Consider the following 20,361-nt stretch of genomic DNA (forward strand, 5'->3'; position numbering starts at 1 on the left):
GTTTGACGCTGGAAGACGAAACAAAATTGCAACCAAGCCATTTAACACTCCCTGTGCACTATTGGCAGCAAGGTAGCGAGCAAAGAAAACTTGACTGTATCGCAGAGGAAGTGCCTATTGCCATGGTTTATAATGGCATTTCTCACGCGGTTATGATGGCCTCACCCGCCAATTTACATGAGTTTTCCTTAGGCTTTAGTTTGTCTGAAGGCATTATTAATAACGCGGCTGAAATCTATGATATTGAGCTGGTAACCAGTGAAAAAGGCATAGAAGTACGTCTTGAGATTAGCTCTGAACGTATGATGTCTTTAAAATCACACCGACGTAACCTTACTGGCCGCACAGGCTGTGGTTTATGTGGTAGTGAATCACTGGAGACAGCCATTCGGCCCATTAAGAGTGTAACGCCACAAGCGCTGCCCTCTTCGCCAGTAATACAAGATGCACTGTCACAGTTAAGTGAGCATCAAAAATTACAAGCATTAACAGGTGCGGTTCATGGCGCCGCATGGTGTGACGATACTGGCAAGATACTCCTCTTGTGTGAAGATGTCGGTCGACACAATGCGTTAGACAAGTTAATTGGCAGCTTAGCGCTGCGTAAAATCAACAGCCAAAGTGGCTTTGTTGTCATTTCAAGCAGAGCAAGCTATGAGATGGTACAAAAGGTAACCAGCGTTAATATCGCCACATTAGTAGCGGTTTCAGCGCCAACGGGCTTAGCAATAAGCTTGGCAAATCAAGCTAAGCTCAATTTAATTGGCTTTGCTCGTCCTGGTAGACATACTTTCTATACCAAATTCGATAAATAAATAGGAAAATAGTGATGAGTAGTTCTCAAATTGACAATCTAATTAGTATGCTCAACCAAATTGCTAATAATAATAATTACAAAAAAACTGACGAAGAAACAGCTATGATCGTTGCTAATCACGTAAAGAAATTTTGGGCACGTTCAATGAAAGTAAACATAATAAAGTATGCCGATAGTGATGGTTCACAATTATCCCCTACCATAAAACTAGCCTTAGCCCAGTTATAAAAGTTGGCTCATCATGCTTATCCAAGTCTACTTAACTAAATCTAAATACATAGATTTAGTTGGCTGATGATAGCATTATCGTCATAGGTAATATTGCCATGATATCCTGTATAGATATCCTGTATAGATATCATGGCAAGTAAGTGCCCTGCACTAGCATATACTGACCGTTTTTAATCAAGGCCCGTGGCTTAAGCTTCTAACCATTTTTGTCCACTCGATTAGGTGTTTTTATTGCCAAACTTAGTATGCTTTGAATAGAAATAATAGCCACACACCATTGATTACATTGATACAGCGTGACTTTAAAGCAACTCACTATTTATAAAATAAACATTCACCAAAAAAAATAAAACATTTAGAAACAGACTAAAGCATCAGTTGCCGTTTTGCTCAGCCACATTGCGTCATTTTTTATCATTAGGTGGCTTTGCGCTTTTCGTTAAGTAAGGAGCAAGTACGCTTTTAAAATCCAGTGTTGCGCCTAACTTATTGGCTAGCAATATCATGCCGGTAATTTTACGATTGACTAATGCAACCTCAAATATAGGAGATGCTGCGGCTGTTTTATCAGTAATCAGTGGCATACTAACTTCTTGAATTCGTTTAATTAGGTGTTGTTTTTTTAAGTTGTAGCCAGTATCACTTTGCAAGCAATCACTCGCTTCAAAACACGCTTTTAACACAGTATCTATGGCCGCAGCGCTCATATTATTGTCAATTAAACCAAGCGAATACAGGGCTGAACGCATGTCATTAGTATCTTGGCGCTGCATAGCATCAGCCATAGCGAGATAATGCACTGAGGTCTGCTGAGAAATCTGCCGGCAGGCTCCAAAATCGAGTAACACTATTTTTTGCGTATCGCTCTGATACAAAAAATTGGCAAAGTTGGGATCACTTTGCATGAGTTTATGGGTGAACAGTTCTTGGTAGGTTAAGTGCATTAACTGAGTACAAACTAGATCCACAATGTCAGCACTCATGGCACTAATATCTGTGATGGCAGAACCTTCGATGTATTCCATCGCGAGTATGTTTTGGTCAGTTAGCTCGTCAACGACAAAGGGCACAATAAAGCTAGGGTCGTTGCACAGATTGGCACGATAAGCGTTAAGAAATTTGGCTTCTTGCAAATAATTAGCTTCGTTTTTAAGTTGTGCTTTTGCTTCAGCGAGCAAGCTGGTCAAATCGATATGTTGAGGTAATACACCGCTCAGTTTCAGTAAACTCATGACATTATCAATGTCGCTGTCAATGCTTTCTCTTACCCCCGGGTATTGGACTTTAATCGCCAGCTGACGACCATCTTTGAGTGTCGCTCTATGCACCTGACCAATGCTTGCCGATGCGATGGGGGAAAATGAAAAATAACTAAATTGTTGATACCAGTCTTTTGACCAAGATGCTTCTAGGGTTTTGAGTAGTTGCGCCTTAGGCATTGGGTCAGCTTCTTGGCGTAGTCGTGATAGAATAGGCTCCCATTCAGCAGGCAGTAATTCACCTGCATCCATCGAGAGCAATTGACCCAGTTTCATGGCTGCACCACGCATATGTGCTAAACGCTTGGTGATCGATATGGCGTTGTCGATATTCAGTAAGGACTGAGTTAATGATGGGCGCTGACCACTGAGCATTTTTTTTGTGGCGCCTTTAACAATATTGCCAGCAACAGCTGAGGCCAAACCACCCAGCTTAGCTAAGCGAGCAATTCTTCCGGACGGTACTTTCCGCTCGTTACGTTTTTCTGTCATAATAAAATTGATTCGCTGAGCATGGTAAATATTCTACCTTTGTGTTGTTTTGTTGTGTTTAATGCAGCCTCGCTGGAATTTATAACGAGGGTCGACGACAATATTAGCAAAAAAAATTTGCTGATGCCTGCGCTAGCTGCCCTCTCAAACATTTTATTTGGCAGCATAGCCTAGTTAACTTTTTCACGGATGACCTGTTTTAGAGCAACAATAGCAGTGAACAGGTTGGTATTGTGCTTATTAGCATGACTTTTGACTTATTAAGTCAATTGAAAGCGATTATTTTTTTACTCATAATACTTGAGTGATTTAGTCAAGTACTATATGATTAATACTTGAGTAAATTAGTCAAGTATTATGCTGTTGCCGTCAACATTCGTGGTTTACAAAAACTTAGACAGCCACTCTGGTATCTAATTATTTAAATCAGGGCAACATAGCTATGGAGAAACTAAAGTATGAGTGAGCAACTCGATCAGGCGTTATCCCGCAAATACGATGCCGGTTTTGTTTCCGACATCGAATCTGAAACCTTTCCACCTGGCTTGGACGAAGATGTTATACGCCGCATCTCCACCATGAAAGAAGAACCAGAATGGATGTTAGAGTGGCGTCTTCGCGCCTATAACAACTGGCTTGACATGGAAGAGCCGGATTGGGCTCATGTGCATTACCCGAAAATAGATTTTAATGCCATCTCATATTACTCAGCACCTAAGAGTATGGCGGACAAACCCCAGTCCCTGGATGAAGTAGACCCTGAACTCTTGCGCACCTATGAAAAGCTGGGCATTCCGCTTTATGAGCAAGAAATGCTCGCTGGGGTTGCTGTAGACGCCGTTTTTGATTCTGTGTCTGTGGTGACCACCTACCGTGCAAAGCTGGAAGAAGCAGGCGTTATTTTCTGTCCTATTTCCGAAGCCGTGCATAAGTATCCTGAACTGGTAAAAAAATACCTCGGATCTGTGGTTCCCCGTTCAGATAATTACTTCGCCGCTCTTAACAGTGCAGTATTCACCGATGGTTCATTTGTCTATATACCCAAGGGCGTGCGTTGCCCTATGGAGCTGTCCACGTACTTTCGTATCAATGAAGAAAATACTGGCCAGTTCGAACGGACACTGATTGTTGCCGAAGAGGGCAGCCATGTAAGTTACCTGGAAGGCTGCACCGCGCCTCAACGGGATGAAAACCAGCTACATGCTGCCGTGGTTGAACTGGTTGTTATGGATGATGCTCAAATCAAGTACTCTACCGTACAAAACTGGTATCCCGGTGATGAGAACGGTAAAGGGGGTATCTATAACTTTGTCACCAAACGCGCTATATGTCACACCAATGCCAAGGTTTCTTGGACTCAGGTAGAAACCGGCTCTGCAATCACCTGGAAATACCCCAGTTGTATCCTCAAAGGCGATAACAGTGTAGGTGAATTCTATTCTGTTGCCCTGACAAGGAGCAGACAGCAGGCCGATACAGGCACCAAGATGATCCATTTGGGCAAGAATACCAAATCCACTATTATTTCCAAGGGTATCAGCGCCGGTAACAGCAACAATACCTACCGTGGCCTGGTCAGTATGGGTGCTAAGGCGGAAGGTGCGCGTAATTTTACCCAGTGTGATTCACTGCTCATTGGTGATCGCTGTGGTGCTCACACTTTCCCTTATATCGAGAGTCGCAACCCCTCTGCCATAGTGGAGCATGAGGCTACCACCTCCAAGGTTAGCGATGATCAGATGTTTTTATGCCAGCAACGTGGCCTTGATCCTGAAAAGGCCGTATCTATGATCGTTAATGGCTTCTGTAAGGAAGTATTCAAAGAACTGCCAATGGAGTTCGCCGTAGAGGCGGGCAAATTACTCGAGATCAGTCTTGAAGGCTCAATAGGATAAAAATACATGCTTAAAATTAACAACCTACACGCCAGTGTAGAACAAAAAGAAATACTCAAAGGTCTGAACCTAGACATTAAACCCGGTGAAGTTCATGCCATTATGGGCCCTAACGGCGCAGGTAAAAGCACCTTAGGTTTCATTCTATCCGGTCGCGAAGGCTATGAGGTGAGTGAAGGCCAAGTAGAATTTAACGGCGAAGACCTGCTCGACATGGCGATAGAAGAACGAGCCCGCAAAGGACTGTTTCTGGCTTTTCAGTATCCAGTAGAGATCCCCGGTGTCAGCAATATGGCCTTTATGAAAGAATCGGTGAACGCCATACGTGAGCAACGTGGTGAAACGCCATTAACTGCCACAGAGTTTCTGAAAAAAGCCAAGGAAGCCTGCAAACAAGTGCAGCTATCGCTAGATTTTCTTAAACGCGGTGTTAACGAAGGCTTTTCCGGCGGCGAAAAGAAACGCAACGAAATTATGCAGATGATCCTGCTTGAACCCAGTCTATGTATTCTGGACGAATCCGACTCTGGTTTGGATATCGATGCCCTACAAGTAGTGGCTAACGGCGTGAACAGCCAACGCGACGGCAAACGCAGCTTTATTATCATCACCCATTATCAGCGCTTGCTCGATTATATTAAACCTGACTATGTGCATATTTTGGCCAATGGTAAAGTCGTCAAAAGTGGCGATGCTTCACTGGCCACAGACGTGGAAAAAGAAGGTTATGCTTTCCTAGGACAGGATAACGTCGAGGAGACAAATGCATGAGTCAGTGGTTAAAGCAGGTAATAGACCGTGGTCAGGCCATTGATGACTGGCTTAGCCCACTTCGGGCTCAGGCCCTGGAAGCGCTGGGCAACACTAAATGGCCCAATCGCCGGGTAGAAAGCTGGAAATATACCTCACTGGCACCACTGGAACAGCTTGAATTAAGCCCTGGTAGCACAGCAGGCGAAGTCATCATTGAAGATATAGCGGGTCTGAACAGCCTAGACTTGGTTTTTGTAAATGGCAAATTACAAAGCGATATAAGCTTACTGTCTTTACCACAAGGGCTGCATATCAGTAGCTTGCTAGATGCATCAGATAAGCAACAAAACACGGCTAACGCCTTGTTTGCCAAGATCAAACCTCAGCGTCATCTTTTTGGGCTGGTCAACGATGCTTTAGCAGAAGATGGTCTGATTATCGATATTGATGCCAACAGCAAAATTGAACAGCCGATTCGGATTGTTAATATCAGTAGCGATGGACAAGAATCTCATCATCGTGTTCTGGTGCGCTTAGGGAGCCATGCCAGTGCCACAGTAATTGAGCACGGACAAGGTGAACAAGCCAGCCTTAGCACAGGTTTTGCCGAATATGACATAGGTGAACAAGCTTATCTTGAGCATTACCGACTGGCCATGCATACCCATCAGGCCATTCATATCGGCGGCGATCATTTCAGCCTGCAGGAAAAAGCACAGCTTAACAGCACGCTTATCGCTTATGGCAGTGAATTGTCACGCATGGATGTGGATATCATTCATAACGGTGAGCATGCCAAGGCCAAATTTAACGCCATTTACCTGCTTGGCGAAGCAGAGAACTTTGATCTGCACAGCACCATCGAACATGTGATGCCCAATGGCACCACAAAAGAAAATGCCCGAGGCATTGTCGGTGACAAGGCCAAGGCCGTTTTCAATGGCCGTATTCATATTCACCGCAATGCCCAGAAGACGCTAGCAGAGCTGCATAACCGCAACCTGTTATTGTCCCGTCGCGGTCAAATAAATACTAAGCCTGAATTAGAAATCTATGCCGACGACGTGCTGTGTGCTCACGGTGCCACCGTTGCCGAGACCGAGGAAGAAACCTTGTATTACTTGCTTTCCCGCGGCATATCACGATCCCAAGCGCTGGTTATGCTCAACTTCGGCTTTATTCAGGAATTGGTGGAACAGATGCCTAATCAGCACCTGGCGCAGTGGCTAAAGCCCCAGTTGCATTCACGCTTCGTGGAAATGGAAGTCAAATGAATACCAGCAAAAGTGCACTGAATATGGATGAAATTCGAGGCCAGTTCCCTATTTTGCATCAGCAAATTGAGGGTCACCCCTTGGTATATTTGGATAATGCCGCCACCACCCAGAAACCTCAGGCGGTGATCCAGGCGATAACCGACTTTTACACTCAGTGTAATGCCAATGTGCATCGCGGTGCCCATCATCTTTCCGATGAGGCCACCCGGCGCTACGAAAAAGCTCGGGATACAGTCGCCAACTTTATTCATGCCCATGATCGCAAGGAAGTGATTTGGACCAGTGGCACCACCGAAGGTATCAATATTGTTGCCAATGGTATGGCCCAACGCCTGCAAAGTGGCGATGAAGTGCTGGTAACTGAAATGGAGCATCACGCTAACCTTGTCACCTGGCAGCAGGCCTGTGTGCGTAGCGGTGCAACACTGAAAATTGCGCCTATCCATGATAATGGCACACTGGATACCGAAGCCTTTGCTGCCTTGTTGTCACAGAAAACGAAAATGGTTGCCCTGCCCCATGTCTCTAATGCCCTGGGTACAGTTAATCCGGTAAAAGAGCTCACCGCCCTCAGTAAAGAACAAGGCGCGTTAGTGCTCATTGACGGCGCACAGAGTATTGCCCATGGCAATGTGAATGTAAGCGATATCGGCTGTGATTTTTACGTATTCTCCGGCCACAAGCTGTTTGGCCCTACCGGTATCGGTGTGCTTTGGGGTAAAAAAGCGGTACTTCAGGACTGGCCTGTATGGCAGACCGGCGGTGAAATGATTGCCACTGTCACCTACGAAAGTTCCACCTGGGGCGAATTGCCTAACCGTCTTGAGGCTGGCACCCCCAATATTGCCGGTGCCATAGCTTTAGCCGCCGCCATAGACTGGTTTACCAGCCTGGACTTAAGTGCGGTACAAGCGCATGAGCAGGCACTGATGGCTAGCGCCCTGGAACAGGCCCAAGCCTTTGAGGGCTTAACCATTATCGGCAATGCTGCCAATAAGATGGGGGTGTTGAGTTTTATATTACAAGGCTGCCACCCCGCCGATATAGGCTTTCTTTTGGATCGTCAGGGCATTGCCATCCGTACAGGTGATCATTGTGCCCAACCACTGATGCGCCGCTTGAATTTACCGGGGACAGCCAGAGCTTCATTCTCGGTATATAACACTTTAGAAGAAGTGGACGCGTTGTTTATTGCCCTTAAAAAAGTCCAGAACATGCTGGCCTGAGGATTATTTGATGAATGTAGAAAAGTTTACCCCAGAAAAAAGCCAAGGCGAAGCCGTCACCCTGACAAAAGCTGCGATAAAGTATTTTGAAGGCAAGTTAGCAGAGCACCCCGGCCATCTATTGCGCCTGTCTAGTAAAGTCAGCGGCTGCACTGGTTACTCCTATGTGTTGGACGTTGCCAAGCAACCAGAAGACGGAGATACGCGGATCGAGGCGAGTGATAAGCTCACTCTGACCATCGCCGCCAAAACGATGGATTTAGTCAGAAACACTGAAATTGACTATGTAAAAGAAGGCGTCAACGGCGTAGTCAGGTTTAATAATCCCAATGCCGTCAATGAATGTGGTTGTGGTGAGAGCTTTAGCGTCAGCTAGATGTCATTACAAACCTGTGCTTTGTCATAAAGAGGTTCAATAAATGCAACAAAAAATAGTCGTTACTGAGCGCGAATGCAAAGCAAGGGGTGTGCCTAATGGCGATTTACAAGTGATCCCACAAGGTGAATTTGTCAATATCACCCAGGATCTTGGCGGCAACTACACCGTCACCTGGCGCGGAAATATGCTGCGTATTGATGGCACTGATGCCGATGCTATAGGCCGAAAATCACAAAAACTGGATTTTCCTATCCTCAACGATGGTCTTATCCATAAGGATCATGTTTTACAAGCCCTAGCCACTGTCTATGATCCTGAAATTCCCATTGACTTGTTATCTCTGGGGCTGATCTACAAAGTTTCCATCAATCAGGATACACAAACCGTGCATATCGACATGACCCTGACGGCCCCCGCCTGTGGTATGGGACCTGTGTTGGTAGGTGATGTAGAATACCGAGTGAGCATGGTACCCAATGTTAAAAAGGTTGCGGTAGAGCTGATATTTGATCCCCCCTGGTCCCGTGAGATGATGAGCGAAGAAGCTCAGCTCGAAGCCGGTATTTTTTTCTAGCTAGATAACCTGAGAGTCCCTGATGAACCTACCAAGCAGCCAAGAAATTATTGAGGATATGGCCTTTTTTGATGACTGGGAGCAGCGCTATCAGTACATCATCGATTTGGGCAAAAGTATTCCACCTATTGATGAAAGTCTGAAAACTAACGAGAATCTGGTCAGAGGTTGCCAAAGCAATGTCTGGCTAGTGAGCACTGAGCGGTACGGTAAATTACAGTTTCAGGCAGACAGTGACGCGGTAATAGTTAATGGTCTACTGGCCTTAGTGATAGCCGTTTTTAATGACAAAACCATGGCGAAAATTCTGGATTTTGACATTAATGGCTATTTCAAAGCACTGGACCTTGAGCGCCATATCACCCCCACTCGTGGCAACGGCCTGCATGCTATCGTCGCTAAAATTCAGGCCATTGCTAAAACGAAGATGTAAACAGATAAGACTGAGCCGTATTTACAAACTAGCTTGGTTCAAACCCTGTTCAAGAATTAATATTAACATCATATAGCTACGGATAGCTTTCCCCACCCTAGTTTACAAGAGTATTAAATGAGACATACCATTACAGAAACAGTTACGAGTGTTCATCACTGGAATGATACGCTGTTTAGCTTTAAAACCACTCGTCAGCCCACATTCACCTTTGAAAACGGCCAGTTCGTTATGATAGGCCTTGAGGTCGATGGCAAACCATTACTACGGGCTTACAGCATTGCCAGTGCCAATTATGAAGATGAACTTGAATTTTTTAGTATAAAAGTTCCCGATGGGGCACTCACCTCTCGTTTGCAACACATTCAAGTTGGTGAGCTACTTACTCTATCAACACGCCCTACCGGAACCTTGGTAGCCGGCAGGCTTAAGCCTGGAAAGCACCTATACTTGCTGGCGACCGGAACCGGGTTAGCACCCTTTATGAGCATTATTAAAGATCCACACCTATACGAACTGTATGAAAAAATTATAGTGGTTCATGGTGTGCGTAATATTTCTGAGCTCGCTTATCAACACACCATCTGTGATGAACTACCGAACAATGAATTTTTTGGTGATTGGGTCAAAGAAAAATTGATTTATTACCCCACAGTGACTCGTGAGGAATTTCGTTCCCACGCTCATCAACAAAGAATTACTCACTTGTTAGCGAATAATACCTTAACACAAGAAATTGGCTTGCCGGCTATTGATCCAAGTACGGATAGATTTATGCTTTGTGGTAATCAATCCATGCTTGATGACACCATGGCAATGTTAAATAAACAAGGTTTTAAAAAGGCCACCTCCCGAGAGCAAGGTGATTATGTCATCGAACAAGCCTTCCTCGAAAAGTAGTCATAGACAGGCAAATAATTAATACACCCTATATTAAGCACATGTAGTGACATAGTTAATTTGGCCACCTAACTGGAGGTGTTATTATGCACCCCATCAAACTTAGGTGGCACAATGACAAAAAGAATAAGACCACACTTCACAGCAGAATTCAGACTTGCATGTGCTCAATTAGTTGTTGATAAAATAGTCGTTGATAAAAATTTGAGATTTGAAAAAATTGAAATTGATGTTGATTTGATAAGTTTATCAGGCAAAAAATGAGCCTAAATGTATTTTGCAGAGAAATATGAAGCGTAAATTTTACCGGTAAGTTCTTGAGTAGATAAATCAGTACCCTGTGACTAACCGTGTATCATTTTTTGAATGTAGGACTTGATATGAAAGGATTTTAGAAAACCGCTTGAACTATTAACAACAGATCAAGCGGTGTCTAAAATTGTTGAGATGACGCATAAGCCGGGTTTTGTATCTCTTCCAAGGAAGAGTGACAATCATTCGTCTAGGCTATAAATCGCTCTATAGCTCAAGCAACCTACCCGGTTTCCACGCGAACCACGCTTATACTATGAAAACTTGCGTTAACATAGTCATGAAACCCTATTTGGTCTTGCTCCGGGTGGAGTTTACCCTGCAATTACTGTTACCAGCAATCCGGTGCGCTCTTACCGCACCCTTTCAGCCTTACCTGTGAAACTTTCGAAAAAGTAACCATCGGCGGTCTTCTCTCTGCTGCACTTGTCGTGGGCTCGCGCCCCCCAGGCGTTACCTGGCACCCTGTTCATTGGAGCCCGGACTTTCCTCCCCTCTATCTGTTTACCGCTTATTAAAAATAAACGATACAACGATAAAGCAGCGATTGTCTCGTCAACTCAGGGCGCATTCTACCCGATATATTCACTTAGGTCTAAATTAAATATCGCGGGTATAGATCTGCTGTTATAGTAAGCTAAAAATGACTTAGGCTTTATTTATGATCGAACTTTGGCATTGCCACAATACTCGCTCACTTCGTGTTTTGTGGGCTTTAAAAGAAATGCAGTTTGAATACACCTTGCACACCTTGCCATTCCCACCACGTTTTTTAGACAAAGCTTATTTACAGACCAATCCTTTAGGCACAGTACCTTTTCTTAAAGATGGTGCTACCACGCTGACCGAATCAAGTGCTATGTTGTTATACTTAGTAGAGCGTTACCCACAAACTCAGTTGAGTTTACCTGCAGCACACCCAGAATACGGTGCCTACCTAAACTGGCTCTTTAGCAGTGATGCTACGCTGACATTTCCACAAACCTTAGTCTTGCGATACAGCCAGTTTGAAAAGCCTGAACGTCAACAGCCACAAGTAGTTAAAGATTACGCCATTTGGTATTTAGCGCGCTTAAAGCGCTTAAATATCCATTTAGAAAACCATCACTATTTGGTCGACAATCGCTTTACCATTGCCGACATTAGTGTCGGTTATGCGCTTTATTTAGGTGAACTACTCGGGCTAGCCAAACACTATCAGCCACAAACTCAAGCTTACTTACAAAGGCTTAAAAGCAGAGAGGGCTTTATAGCAGTAAAAGATATCGGTGAAAAAAACAGTCATTACAGCATAAAGCCAATAGACATCACCTAAGCCGCTACTCTTTCATTGCTAAAGCATATTCATAAAGTGCGTTTTTCTTCACCCCATGAATTTCTGCCGCAATAGCACAAGCTCTTTTTGGCTTCATTTCTGACAGTAGTAACTTCAGTGTTGCCACTACATGGGCGGGAATATCATTAGGATCAATTTTTTTCCCTTCGATAATGAGCACCATTTCACCTTTAAGCTGATTAGGATCTGCTTGTAAAAAGCTTAATAGATTTTCGGCAGTGTCTGAATGAATGGTTTCAAAGGTTTTGGTTAATTCTCGCGCCATTACCACGTAGCGTTCACCGCCAAGGGTTTTAACGATATCTTCAACGGTATCAATGGCGCGGCGCGGCGCATCATAAAACACCAGGGTACGTGTTTCGTTGGCCAATGCGTTTAATGTCGATTGTCGCGCACCTGTTTTTGAGGGTAAAAAACCTTCAAAGGTAAATCTGTCGGTGGGTAAGCCCGCGACAGACAGCGCCGCTATGGCCGCACAAGCGCCTGGAATCGGCGAAACCTGAAGCCCTTGCTGGCGGCAATGGCGTACCAAATGAAATCCCGGGTCACTGATCAACGGCGTGCCCGCGTCTGACACTAAGGCTACGCTTTTGCCTTCTTTTAACAAGACGGCAATTTGTTCTTGGCGTTGACGCTCGTTATGATCATGCATCGACATCGTTTTATTTTTAATCGCATAAGCTGATAACAAACGTTGGGTATGCCGAGTATCTTCACAGGCAATAATATCTACCTGTTCGAGTATATCCCGCGCCCGTTGACTAAGATCACCTAGATTGCCGATAGGTGTGGCAACTATATATAAGGTGCTGGGCTGAATTTGAGAATCCGACATAATAAAATACTTGTGTTGAGACTGAAGAGGATGAAGTTTATTATAAAGCACTATTAAAAAGTATGGATTTATTAACTTTGACACTCACTAAATGGTTTTCATCTTATAAAAGTGCGCTTTGTGCGTTGGCAACAGTGGCCATTTTGGCCAGTTGTTCAACAACTAAGCCAAGTCAACCAACAAAGTCAGCTGAAAAACAAGCTGAAGTTATGCCAGCGCTTGATACAAATTTAACCACTGAACAACAGCTTGCACAAGCGGCATCACAAATATCAGCCAACCAGCAGGATGAAGCCCTTAGCTCGTTATTAAACGCTAGTGAGTTATATTTAGCAGAAGCTAAACCTCATAAAGCGCTTTGGTTAGCTAAGCAACTTAATGGCTTAGCGCCATCACTAACAGAGCAATATCGCCTAGCTATCATTGAGGCTAAAAGTTTATTAGCCTTGGCAAGAATACCTGATGCTTATCTCGCACTGGAAAACGCAAATAATATTAAAGAAAAAGCGCAACTGACTCATCGTCTTGATTATTTTCAAACATTAACCACAGTGCAAACACAAAGAAACCTGCCCATTGCCGCACTAGATGCAAATTTAAGAGCCTTTGCTGAAAGCTCGCCGGCAACTGAGTACGATATTGACATTATTTGGCAACAACTTTGTCAGCTATCACCTTGGCAGCACCAGCAGCTAATTAAAATGTCGCCGCCAAACTTTAAAGGTTGGAGCAAACTGCTTTCTTTTGCCAATAAATTTGGTGATGACGACGCAAGATTTAAACGCTATTTACGCCAATGGCAACGAGAGTTTAGCAGCCACCCTGCACAATATATTGTCGCAAGGTTACGACAGCAACCACCAACATTAACTAACGAATATCAAAACATTGCCATTATTATCCCACTTTCAGGTAAACAAGAGCGCGCCGGCAAAGTAGCACAACAAGGTATACTAGCCGCTTACAATATTAATAGCGCTAAAACCTTACACTTTATTGATTCAACAACCTTAGATATGACGACCTTAAATGCCAAGCTAACCGAGCTAAAGATCGACTATGTTATAGGCCCGCTACTAAAAGAAAATGTTAACCTCTATTTAGCCCAAACCGAGATAACAACCCCCACGTTATTACTTAATTTACCATCAGCCATTACCTTATTACCCCATCAAGTTGCTCTATCAATGCGACCAGAAGATGAAGCGATACAAGCGGCAACTACGCTCAGTCGTCAACATTATCAATACCCTATAATATTAAGCCATCAAGACAGTGCCAGTCGTCGTATCGCGCAGACTTTCAGCAAACAATGGCAACATATCACGAGTAAGGCACCAGAAATTGTATTTTTTAATAGTGATGCTAAAATGCAAAATCAACTTAAGGCCAGCCTTGGCGTTGATCTAAGCCAGCAACGCACCAAAGAGCTAAATCGCTATATAAAATATTCCATTAAAAGTGAATTACGTAACCGTCGAGATATTGATATGATTTACGTCGTGGGTTTGCCGCTAGAAACCAAGCTGTTAAAGCCTTATATTGACGTTAACATCAGCCCTTTTGCTGATATAATTCCAGTCTATGCCAGCTCACGCAGTCACAGCTCTAAAATAGACAAAAGTGATAATCGTGATTTGTCTGGTCTAATATTTACTGAAATGCCTTGGCAGTTAAAAAGTAAACAACAAAACCAAGTCTTAGCCGCACAAGCAAAAAAACTTTGGCCTAATCGCAGTGACAGCTTACAAAGCATTTTTGCCATGGGCTTTGACAGTTTAGCGTTAGTAGACAAAGTTTCTGCCATGCACAATAAAACTTATGTCCGCCATTATGGTCAAACAGGTATATTACAATTGGGCGTTGATAATATTTTGACGCGCAGCTTAATTTGGGGCAAATACAGTCGCAGCAAGGTACAAGAAATTGCTATGGACCAATAAAACCAACACAGTAACCACAGGTAAGAATAGTGAGCAATTAGCCGCCCACTATTTAAGCCAACAGGGTCTAGTATTACAGACTTGTAATTTTCAAAATCGTCGTGGTGAAATTGATTTAATCATGACCGAAAATGACGTTTGGGTGTTTGTAGAAGTGAAATATCGCAAAAATAATCACTTTGGTGGTGCTATTGCCGCTGTTTCTGTTAAAAAACAGCAAAAAATTAAACAATGTGCGGCATTTTACCTGCAACAGGCCGGATTAAATGAATATAATACCCCTTGCCGATTCGACGTTATTGCGATGCAAGGCGATATTGATAACCCAGCAATTACTTGGCTTAAAAATGCCTTTTAATTAATGCCTTTTAAGCAATGAAACAACGGAGCTAAATCCACCATGTTAGAACGGATAAAAAGTAATTTTACTGAAAGCATACAAACAAAAATTGCCGCCAGCGAATTATTAGCAGGGCCAATTGAGCAAGCTGGCATGACAATGGTTCAAAGTCTATTAGCCGGTAATAAAATATTAGCCTGTGGTAATGGTGGCTCAGCCGCTGATGCCCAGCATTTCGCCGCCGAACTATTAAATCGTTATGAAACTGAACGTCCACCCTTGCCAGCCATTGCTCTAACAACCGACAGTTCAACTATTACCTCTATTGGTAATGACTATCATTTTGATGAAATTTATTCTAAGCAAGTGCGCGCATTAGGTAACAATGGTGATGTATTGCTCGCTATTTCTACCAGTGGCAATTCTCGCAACGTGATCAAAGCGATCGAAATTGCCGTTTCTCGTGATATGCCAATTATTGCCTTAATCGGTGGTGACGGCGGTGATATAGCTGGCCTACTAGGCGAAAATGATGTTGAAATTCGAGTGCCGTCGAGTCGCACAGCACGAATTCAAGAAGTCCACTTAGTGGTTATTCATTGCTTATGTGACATCATAGATACTACATTATTTCCGCAATCTGAGGCTTAGTATGTCGATAAAATCAATTGTAAGCATAATCACCCTTGCTGTGTTACTGCAAGGGTGTGTTGCTGTCGCGGTTGTTGGCGTTGTTGGTGGTGCGAGTATGGCAACTGATAATCGTTCTTTGGGTAATCAAATAGACGACCAAAAAATTGAACTAGATGCGTATGCAAAACTCACACAAATAGACGCGTTAAGTGACAACACTAACCTACACGTGGTGAGTGTTAATGGCAGTGTGCTAATTATTGGACAAGCGCCAAATAGTTATTTGCGCGATCAAGCTATAAAAGCCATTAATGAGGTGAATGGTGTTAAGCAACTACATAACCAAATTCGTATTAGCAACACGACATCTTTTATCACAAAAACTAGTGATGTTTGGCTAACATCAAAAGTAAAAGCCTCTTTACTTGGTACTGAGAAACTAGACGCCACCAATATTAAAGTGATAACAGAAAATGGCGAAGTGTTTTTAATGGGCTTGGTTACTAAGGCACAAGCGACTATGGCGGTAGATATTGCGCGCAATGCAGGTGGCGTTAACCGAGTATTTAAAATATTTGAATACCTAGATTAGCGCTTGAAAGAACGTCTAACACACTCATATATTGCAAGACAGTATGTCTGAGAAGCCTGCACATAGTTACTCTTTTACCTCGATATACATCTATGTAAAAGAGTAACGCAAGGGCAATTACCTAGACGGCTAGGAGCAGCTAGGAGCGACCATGTGATCGTGACACCCTTCTTCCCTGAACATAACACTCTTCAATCATTTCAAGTGACCATTCAATACCTTCATCGATGGTAACTTCATCGATGGTAACTTCATCGATATTTTCAGTAAGCAATGTGAAGTAAGCAATGCTTAATCTATGCTTCATTCTGCTCCTTTTATCTAGATAATTTCAACTACTTTTTAGCGACTTTTTAGCGACTTTTTAGCGCCATTTTTGCTCTAGCTTGGTTGCCGCTTGGTTGCTTAAGTGGCGTTAATTTACGGCCACTTTTATACACAAGCTATTAATTATAATACTGAAAACGGGGTTATTCAAACAACAAAAGCGCTAAAAGCTTAGCAATTGAATTCGCTATAAAACTAAGCGCCAAATAATTTCTCTAGCCAAGATTTCTGCTTAATATTTTTAGCATCTTCTTCGCACTGTCTGTCATAAATCAGGCCAGTGGTAACAGCAGGCAGTAATTGCGAATTATCACAAGTTTGGCTAACCGCCCGACCACTTTTATTATCAAAGCGCACTAATTCAACACTTGTTGGTACTTTAGCCTGACGACTAACAGCCCCTGTTTTCTGCATAAACTCAGCAAATAGTACCAGTGCACCACTACTACCGGTTAATTTAGTTGGCTTGTTATCGTCTCGACCTACCCAAGTAGTGACTAAAAGTTCATTGTCATAGCCGACAAACCAACTGTCTCTTAGGTCATTGGTTGTGCCTGTTTTACCCGCTATTTTTTTATCTTTAAGCCGCCACGTTAACGAACTCGCCGTGCCTGACGTTGTCACTTTATTTAAGGCAAAGTTGAGTAAATAAGCCGCTTGCGTTGAGATAATCGCCTGCTCTAAAGCCTGAAACTGCCATAAGGTTTCACCACGGGCGCTGACTATCCGCTCTATTGCATGTGACGTTTCACCCACACCATGATTAGCAACCGGTATATAGAGTTGGTTTATTTGCATTGGTGACATATTTAATGCCCCAAGCAGCATTGACGGACGAGTAACAATATCATCCTGATAACCCAGGAGATGAATAGCTTGAGCAACATTGTCCAAACCCAACGCCATACCTAAATTCACGGTGGGGACATTAAGGCTTGATACTAAGGCGTCAATTAAATGCACTTGGCCTCGATACTGACCATCGTAATTTTTCGGCCGCCATGCTTGGCCGTTTTCCGTTGACAAGGTAATTGCTTTATCGGCAATTAAAGTGGCTAAATTAAAGCGTTGATAACGCTCTAACGCCGCAATATATATCGCAGGTTTAATTAAAGAGCCAATAGGTCGCTTAGCATGTAGCGCACGATTAAAACCTGCGTAGCCCGCTTCTTTCCCACCCACTAACGCACGAACTGCACCGGTTTTAAAATCAGACACCACCATCGCCACTTGTAGTTCAGCGCCCGACCTTTGCTCTAAGCTCGGTAAGGTTTGATCAATACTGGCTTGTAATGCCAGTTGTTGATTAATGGCAAAACCGGTAAACACTCTAACGCCAGATTGCTGCTCATATTGGGATAAATGCCGCGCTAATTCAGCTTTGACTAATTGCAGATAGGCGGGAAATTTTTGCTGTTTTACCCGACGTTTTTTTCTGACTGATAACGGCGACTCGACCGCACGCTCAAACTCATGTTGGGCAATAATTTCTTGTTGATACATTAGCCTTAAGACTAAATCTCGACGCTTGATAGTGCGCGCTGGAAAACGCCAAGGATCATAGTAACTAGGCCCCTTCACTTGGCCAATAATCATCGCCATTTGTTCTAAGTTAAGTGATTGAATTGACTTGCCAAAGTAAAACTCAGCGGCGAGTCCAAAGCCATAAATGCCATTAGCATAATGCTGGCCTAAATAGACTTCGTTAATATAGGCTTCTAATAATTGATCTTTGCTATATCGATACTCTAATATCAGCGCCATAATGGCTTCATTAGCTTTGCGCCATAAGGTTTTATCGCGCGTTAAAAACATATTTTTAACCAGTTGCTGCGTTAAGGTACTGCCACCTTGCACCGTTCGCCCTGCCTTAAGGTTTTGGTAAAGTGCCCGTAAAATACCTAAGGGGGAAACGCCATGATGAAAATAAAAATCACGATCCTCGATTAATAATAAGGTGTCTAATAATATTGTTGGCACCGCTTGCAAGGACACCAAAACTCGGTCTTCTTTGCTTTCAGGCAAAATTCTATCCAATAAAAGTGGCTCTAATCTCAGTTGCGAAACCCTTTTATCGTTAAGGTATAAATTTTGCACATGACCGTTAGCCAGATCTATGGTCATTTTTGTTGCCACTTCCATACCAACGCCAAAATCAAAAGCGCGACGATAAATAATGGCGCGAGTTTTTGATAAGGCAAACTCGCCAGGGCGTCTAACATCAAAAACTTTTTTATAACGATTAGCCATTAACGACTGCTTTAAGTGAGTCAGAGTTAACTCACTACCTACCTGATAACTTTCTATCGCACCATAAACCTGAACAGGCACCTGCCAACGCTGACCTTCAAACTTATCACGCACTTTACCATCAAGATAAATGCTATAGATAAATAGCACAAATACGGCGATAACAGCTATTTTCACTATCAGCCAAAATGACCAACGAATAACACTTTTTAAGCGGCTATTGCTCATATCCTCTGGTTTTTTTGCGCTGTTAGCTTGGTCATCTTTTGATTTATTGCTCGCTGTTTGTGCAGTTTTTTTGACTGTCATAGGTAATTAAAAAGCCTCAGGATATGCGATTAAGCTCTTATAATAATCTAGCTAAGACGAGATCCCAAACGATAATTTTTATCGTTTTAAAATAGTGCTTAACTCACAAGCATAACGGCGAAATTAACGATATAATTCTGCTTTTATCTAACTACCAATGGCTAAAGGTTAACTATGTCTGCATTTAACATGCTCGTTGTGCTTGGTTCAACAGCGTCGGGGAAAACCAAACTGGCAGTAGAGTTAGCAAGAATGCTAAATGGTGAAATAATTTCCGCCGACTCTCGACAAGTTTATCGCGGTTTAGATATTGGCAGCGGTAAAGACCTTGATGAATACCAAGAAATTAATCATCACTTAATTGATATTGTTGACCCTGGTTACGAATATAATATTTTTGATTTTCAACAAGATGTTATTAATGCACATCAGCAAATAAACTTAAAAAATAAGCTGACTATTTTAGCTGGCGGTTCAGCGCTTTATGTTGACTCAATATTAAAAGGCTATCGCTTAATTGCCGTACCTGAAAATAAAGCCCTGAGGTCAACATTAGCTAAGCTAAGTCATGAACAATTAATTCAAAAGTTAATACAGCTTAAACCTAATGTGCATAACACCACAGATCTGATCGAACGTGGACGACTGGTACGAGCCATTGAAATAGCCGAAGGCGAGCGAGCCGCACAAGATGAAATTAATGACTTCCCCGCACTCAAGCCACTTATATTTGCCATAAAATGGCCCAGAGAGATTATTCGACAACGTATAACCCTGCGTTTAAAGCAACGCATGGCACAAGGCCTTATTGAAGAAGTAGCACAGTTACATGCCCAAGGGGTTAGTTGGCAAACCTTATATTTTTATGGCTTAGAATATCGTTTTATTGCCCAACATTTACAGGGGCAATTAAGCGAAAATGACTGTTTTCAAAAATTGAACTCAGCTATTCATCAATTTTCTAAAAAACAAGACACTTGGCTGCGACGGGTAGAACGAAATGGCACTGAAATACATTGGCTAGACGGAGATAAAAATACGCTTGCACAAGCCATGGCCGTGATAGCAGGCTTAAATAGCAAAAATACTGCAAATGAGTGCAAATGAGTGCAAAACATAGCACAATAAAATTTAGCCGTTTTCGACTAAAAATGGTCTTTGTAAGCTTAGCTATTAACTGAGAAAAAAGTTAGCCGAATAACCTGTGCTAATAAAGATGATAATACCGATGGGCTTAGCCTGCGCTGC

At 43.0% G+C, this 20,361-nt stretch carries 21 protein-coding genes and 1 other RNA gene; 17 read left to right on the forward strand and 5 right to left on the reverse strand.

Translation table 11 applies throughout. The annotated features are described in order from the left end of the window. Window positions 1-2 precede the first annotated feature (2 nt). Together fdhD and H4J54_RS14755 are read left to right on the forward strand one after the other, a co-directional pair. On the forward strand, window positions 3-815 hold the full coding sequence (gene fdhD / locus H4J54_RS14750) for a formate dehydrogenase accessory sulfurtransferase FdhD (protein WP_182191769.1): 813 nt from the start codon (window positions 3-5) through the stop codon (window positions 813-815). A 14-nt stretch (window positions 816-829) separates the two neighbouring features. Continuing rightward, window positions 830-1,045, forward strand: a complete 216-nt coding sequence (locus H4J54_RS14755; protein WP_182191770.1) for a formate dehydrogenase subunit delta — start codon at window positions 830-832, stop codon at window positions 1,043-1,045. Between the two features lie 407 nt (window positions 1,046-1,452). Here the strand turns inward: H4J54_RS14755 and H4J54_RS14760 are convergent, their stop codons facing one another. Further along, window positions 1,453-2,799 (reverse strand): AarF/ABC1/UbiB kinase family protein, encoded by a 1,347-nt coding sequence (locus tag H4J54_RS14760; RefSeq protein WP_182191771.1) that lies wholly within the window; start codon window positions 2,797-2,799, stop codon window positions 1,453-1,455. Window positions 2,800-3,257: 458 nt separating this feature from the next. On the opposite strand from H4J54_RS14760, the gene sufB reads away from it, so the two are divergent. The 9 genes from sufB (at window position 3,258) to H4J54_RS14805 (ending at window position 10,500) form a co-directional block, all read left to right on the forward strand. Further along, the gene (gene sufB, locus H4J54_RS14765; RefSeq protein ID WP_182191772.1) at window positions 3,258-4,694 is read left to right on the forward strand and encodes a Fe-S cluster assembly protein SufB; all 1,437 of its coding nucleotides are present in this window, start codon (window positions 3,258-3,260) and stop codon (window positions 4,692-4,694) included. Between the two features lie 6 nt (window positions 4,695-4,700). Then, entirely contained in the window at window positions 4,701-5,465 is a 765-nt protein-coding gene (sufC, locus tag H4J54_RS14770; RefSeq protein ID WP_182191773.1) for a Fe-S cluster assembly ATPase SufC, read from the forward strand. Continuing rightward, entirely contained in the window at window positions 5,462-6,721 is a 1,260-nt protein-coding gene (gene sufD, locus H4J54_RS14775; protein ID WP_182191774.1) for a Fe-S cluster assembly protein SufD, read from the forward strand. The genes sufC and sufD overlap by 4 nt, the downstream gene beginning before the upstream one ends. Beyond that, window positions 6,718-7,950: a SufS family cysteine desulfurase gene (locus H4J54_RS14780; RefSeq protein WP_310650088.1), complete on the forward strand. Its 1,233-nt coding sequence runs from the start codon at window positions 6,718-6,720 to the stop codon at window positions 7,948-7,950. The genes sufD and H4J54_RS14780 overlap by 4 nt, the downstream gene beginning before the upstream one ends. 10 nt (window positions 7,951-7,960) lie before the next feature. Next, the gene (locus H4J54_RS14785) at window positions 7,961-8,326 is read left to right on the forward strand and encodes an iron-sulfur cluster assembly accessory protein (RefSeq protein ID WP_182191775.1); all 366 of its coding nucleotides are present in this window, start codon (window positions 7,961-7,963) and stop codon (window positions 8,324-8,326) included. Between the two features lie 43 nt (window positions 8,327-8,369). After that, the gene (gene sufT, locus H4J54_RS14790; RefSeq protein WP_182191776.1) at window positions 8,370-8,903 is read left to right on the forward strand and encodes a putative Fe-S cluster assembly protein SufT; all 534 of its coding nucleotides are present in this window, start codon (window positions 8,370-8,372) and stop codon (window positions 8,901-8,903) included. A 22-nt stretch (window positions 8,904-8,925) separates the two neighbouring features. Continuing rightward, entirely contained in the window at window positions 8,926-9,336 is a 411-nt protein-coding gene (locus tag H4J54_RS14795; protein ID WP_182191777.1) for a SufE family protein, read from the forward strand. A gap of 117 nt (window positions 9,337-9,453) precedes the next feature. Next, window positions 9,454-10,236, forward strand: coding sequence for a ferredoxin--NADP reductase (locus H4J54_RS14800; RefSeq protein ID WP_182191778.1), 783 nt, complete (start codon window positions 9,454-9,456; stop codon window positions 10,234-10,236). Between the two features lie 114 nt (window positions 10,237-10,350). Beyond that, complete coding sequence (locus tag H4J54_RS14805; protein WP_182191779.1) at window positions 10,351-10,500, forward strand: hypothetical protein; 150 nt, start codon at window positions 10,351-10,353, stop codon at window positions 10,498-10,500. A 175-nt stretch (window positions 10,501-10,675) separates the two neighbouring features. On the opposite strand, the gene rnpB is transcribed toward H4J54_RS14805, so the two are convergent. Continuing rightward, an RNA gene (gene rnpB, locus H4J54_RS14810) (RNase P RNA component class A) lies at window positions 10,676-11,111 on the reverse strand. 98 nt (window positions 11,112-11,209) lie between these two features. Between rnpB and H4J54_RS14815 the strand changes: the two genes are divergently transcribed. Beyond that, window positions 11,210-11,863: a glutathione S-transferase family protein gene (locus tag H4J54_RS14815; RefSeq protein WP_220464132.1), complete on the forward strand. Its 654-nt coding sequence runs from the start codon at window positions 11,210-11,212 to the stop codon at window positions 11,861-11,863. A 4-nt stretch (window positions 11,864-11,867) separates the two neighbouring features. Here H4J54_RS14815 and rsmI read toward each other — a convergent pair whose 3' ends face one another. Continuing rightward, a complete protein-coding gene (gene rsmI, locus H4J54_RS14820) occupies window positions 11,868-12,719 on the reverse strand; it encodes a 16S rRNA (cytidine(1402)-2'-O)-methyltransferase (protein ID WP_182191780.1) in 852 nt (283 codons plus the stop codon). Between the two features lie 77 nt (window positions 12,720-12,796). Here rsmI and H4J54_RS14825 point away from each other — a divergent pair, with 77 nt between their 5' ends. The 4 genes from H4J54_RS14825 to H4J54_RS14840 are packed head-to-tail and all read left to right on the forward strand — an operon-like array spanning window position 12,797 to window position 16,227. Further along, entirely contained in the window at window positions 12,797-14,662 is a 1,866-nt protein-coding gene (locus H4J54_RS14825) for a penicillin-binding protein activator (RefSeq protein WP_182191781.1), read from the forward strand. Next, a complete protein-coding gene (locus tag H4J54_RS14830) occupies window positions 14,646-15,020 on the forward strand; it encodes a YraN family protein (protein ID WP_182191782.1) in 375 nt (124 codons plus the stop codon). The genes H4J54_RS14825 and H4J54_RS14830 overlap by 17 nt, the downstream gene beginning before the upstream one ends. A gap of 42 nt (window positions 15,021-15,062) precedes the next feature. Beyond that, window positions 15,063-15,653: a phosphoheptose isomerase gene (locus tag H4J54_RS14835; protein WP_182191783.1), complete on the forward strand. Its 591-nt coding sequence runs from the start codon at window positions 15,063-15,065 to the stop codon at window positions 15,651-15,653. A gap of 1 nt (window position 15,654) precedes the next feature. After that, window positions 15,655-16,227, forward strand: a complete 573-nt coding sequence (locus H4J54_RS14840; protein WP_182191784.1) for a BON domain-containing protein — start codon at window positions 15,655-15,657, stop codon at window positions 16,225-16,227. 139 nt (window positions 16,228-16,366) lie between these two features. On the opposite strand, the gene H4J54_RS14845 is transcribed toward H4J54_RS14840, so the two are convergent. Together H4J54_RS14845 and mrcB are read right to left on the reverse strand one after the other, a co-directional pair. After that, window positions 16,367-16,534, reverse strand: coding sequence for a hypothetical protein (locus H4J54_RS14845; protein WP_182191785.1), 168 nt, complete (start codon window positions 16,532-16,534; stop codon window positions 16,367-16,369). Window positions 16,535-16,749: 215 nt separating this feature from the next. Continuing rightward, window positions 16,750-19,113, reverse strand: a complete 2,364-nt coding sequence (gene mrcB / locus H4J54_RS14850) for a penicillin-binding protein 1B (RefSeq protein WP_182191786.1) — start codon at window positions 19,111-19,113, stop codon at window positions 16,750-16,752. 174 nt (window positions 19,114-19,287) lie between these two features. Here mrcB and miaA point away from each other — a divergent pair, with 174 nt between their 5' ends. Next, window positions 19,288-20,220 (forward strand): tRNA (adenosine(37)-N6)-dimethylallyltransferase MiaA, encoded by a 933-nt coding sequence (gene miaA / locus H4J54_RS14855; RefSeq protein WP_182191787.1) that lies wholly within the window; start codon window positions 19,288-19,290, stop codon window positions 20,218-20,220. Window positions 20,221-20,361 lie beyond the last annotated feature (141 nt).

Origin of the sequence: Colwellia sp. MB3u-8 (assembly GCF_014076985.1) — a bacterium.
Lineage (GTDB): Bacteria > Pseudomonadota > Gammaproteobacteria > Enterobacterales > Alteromonadaceae > Cognaticolwellia.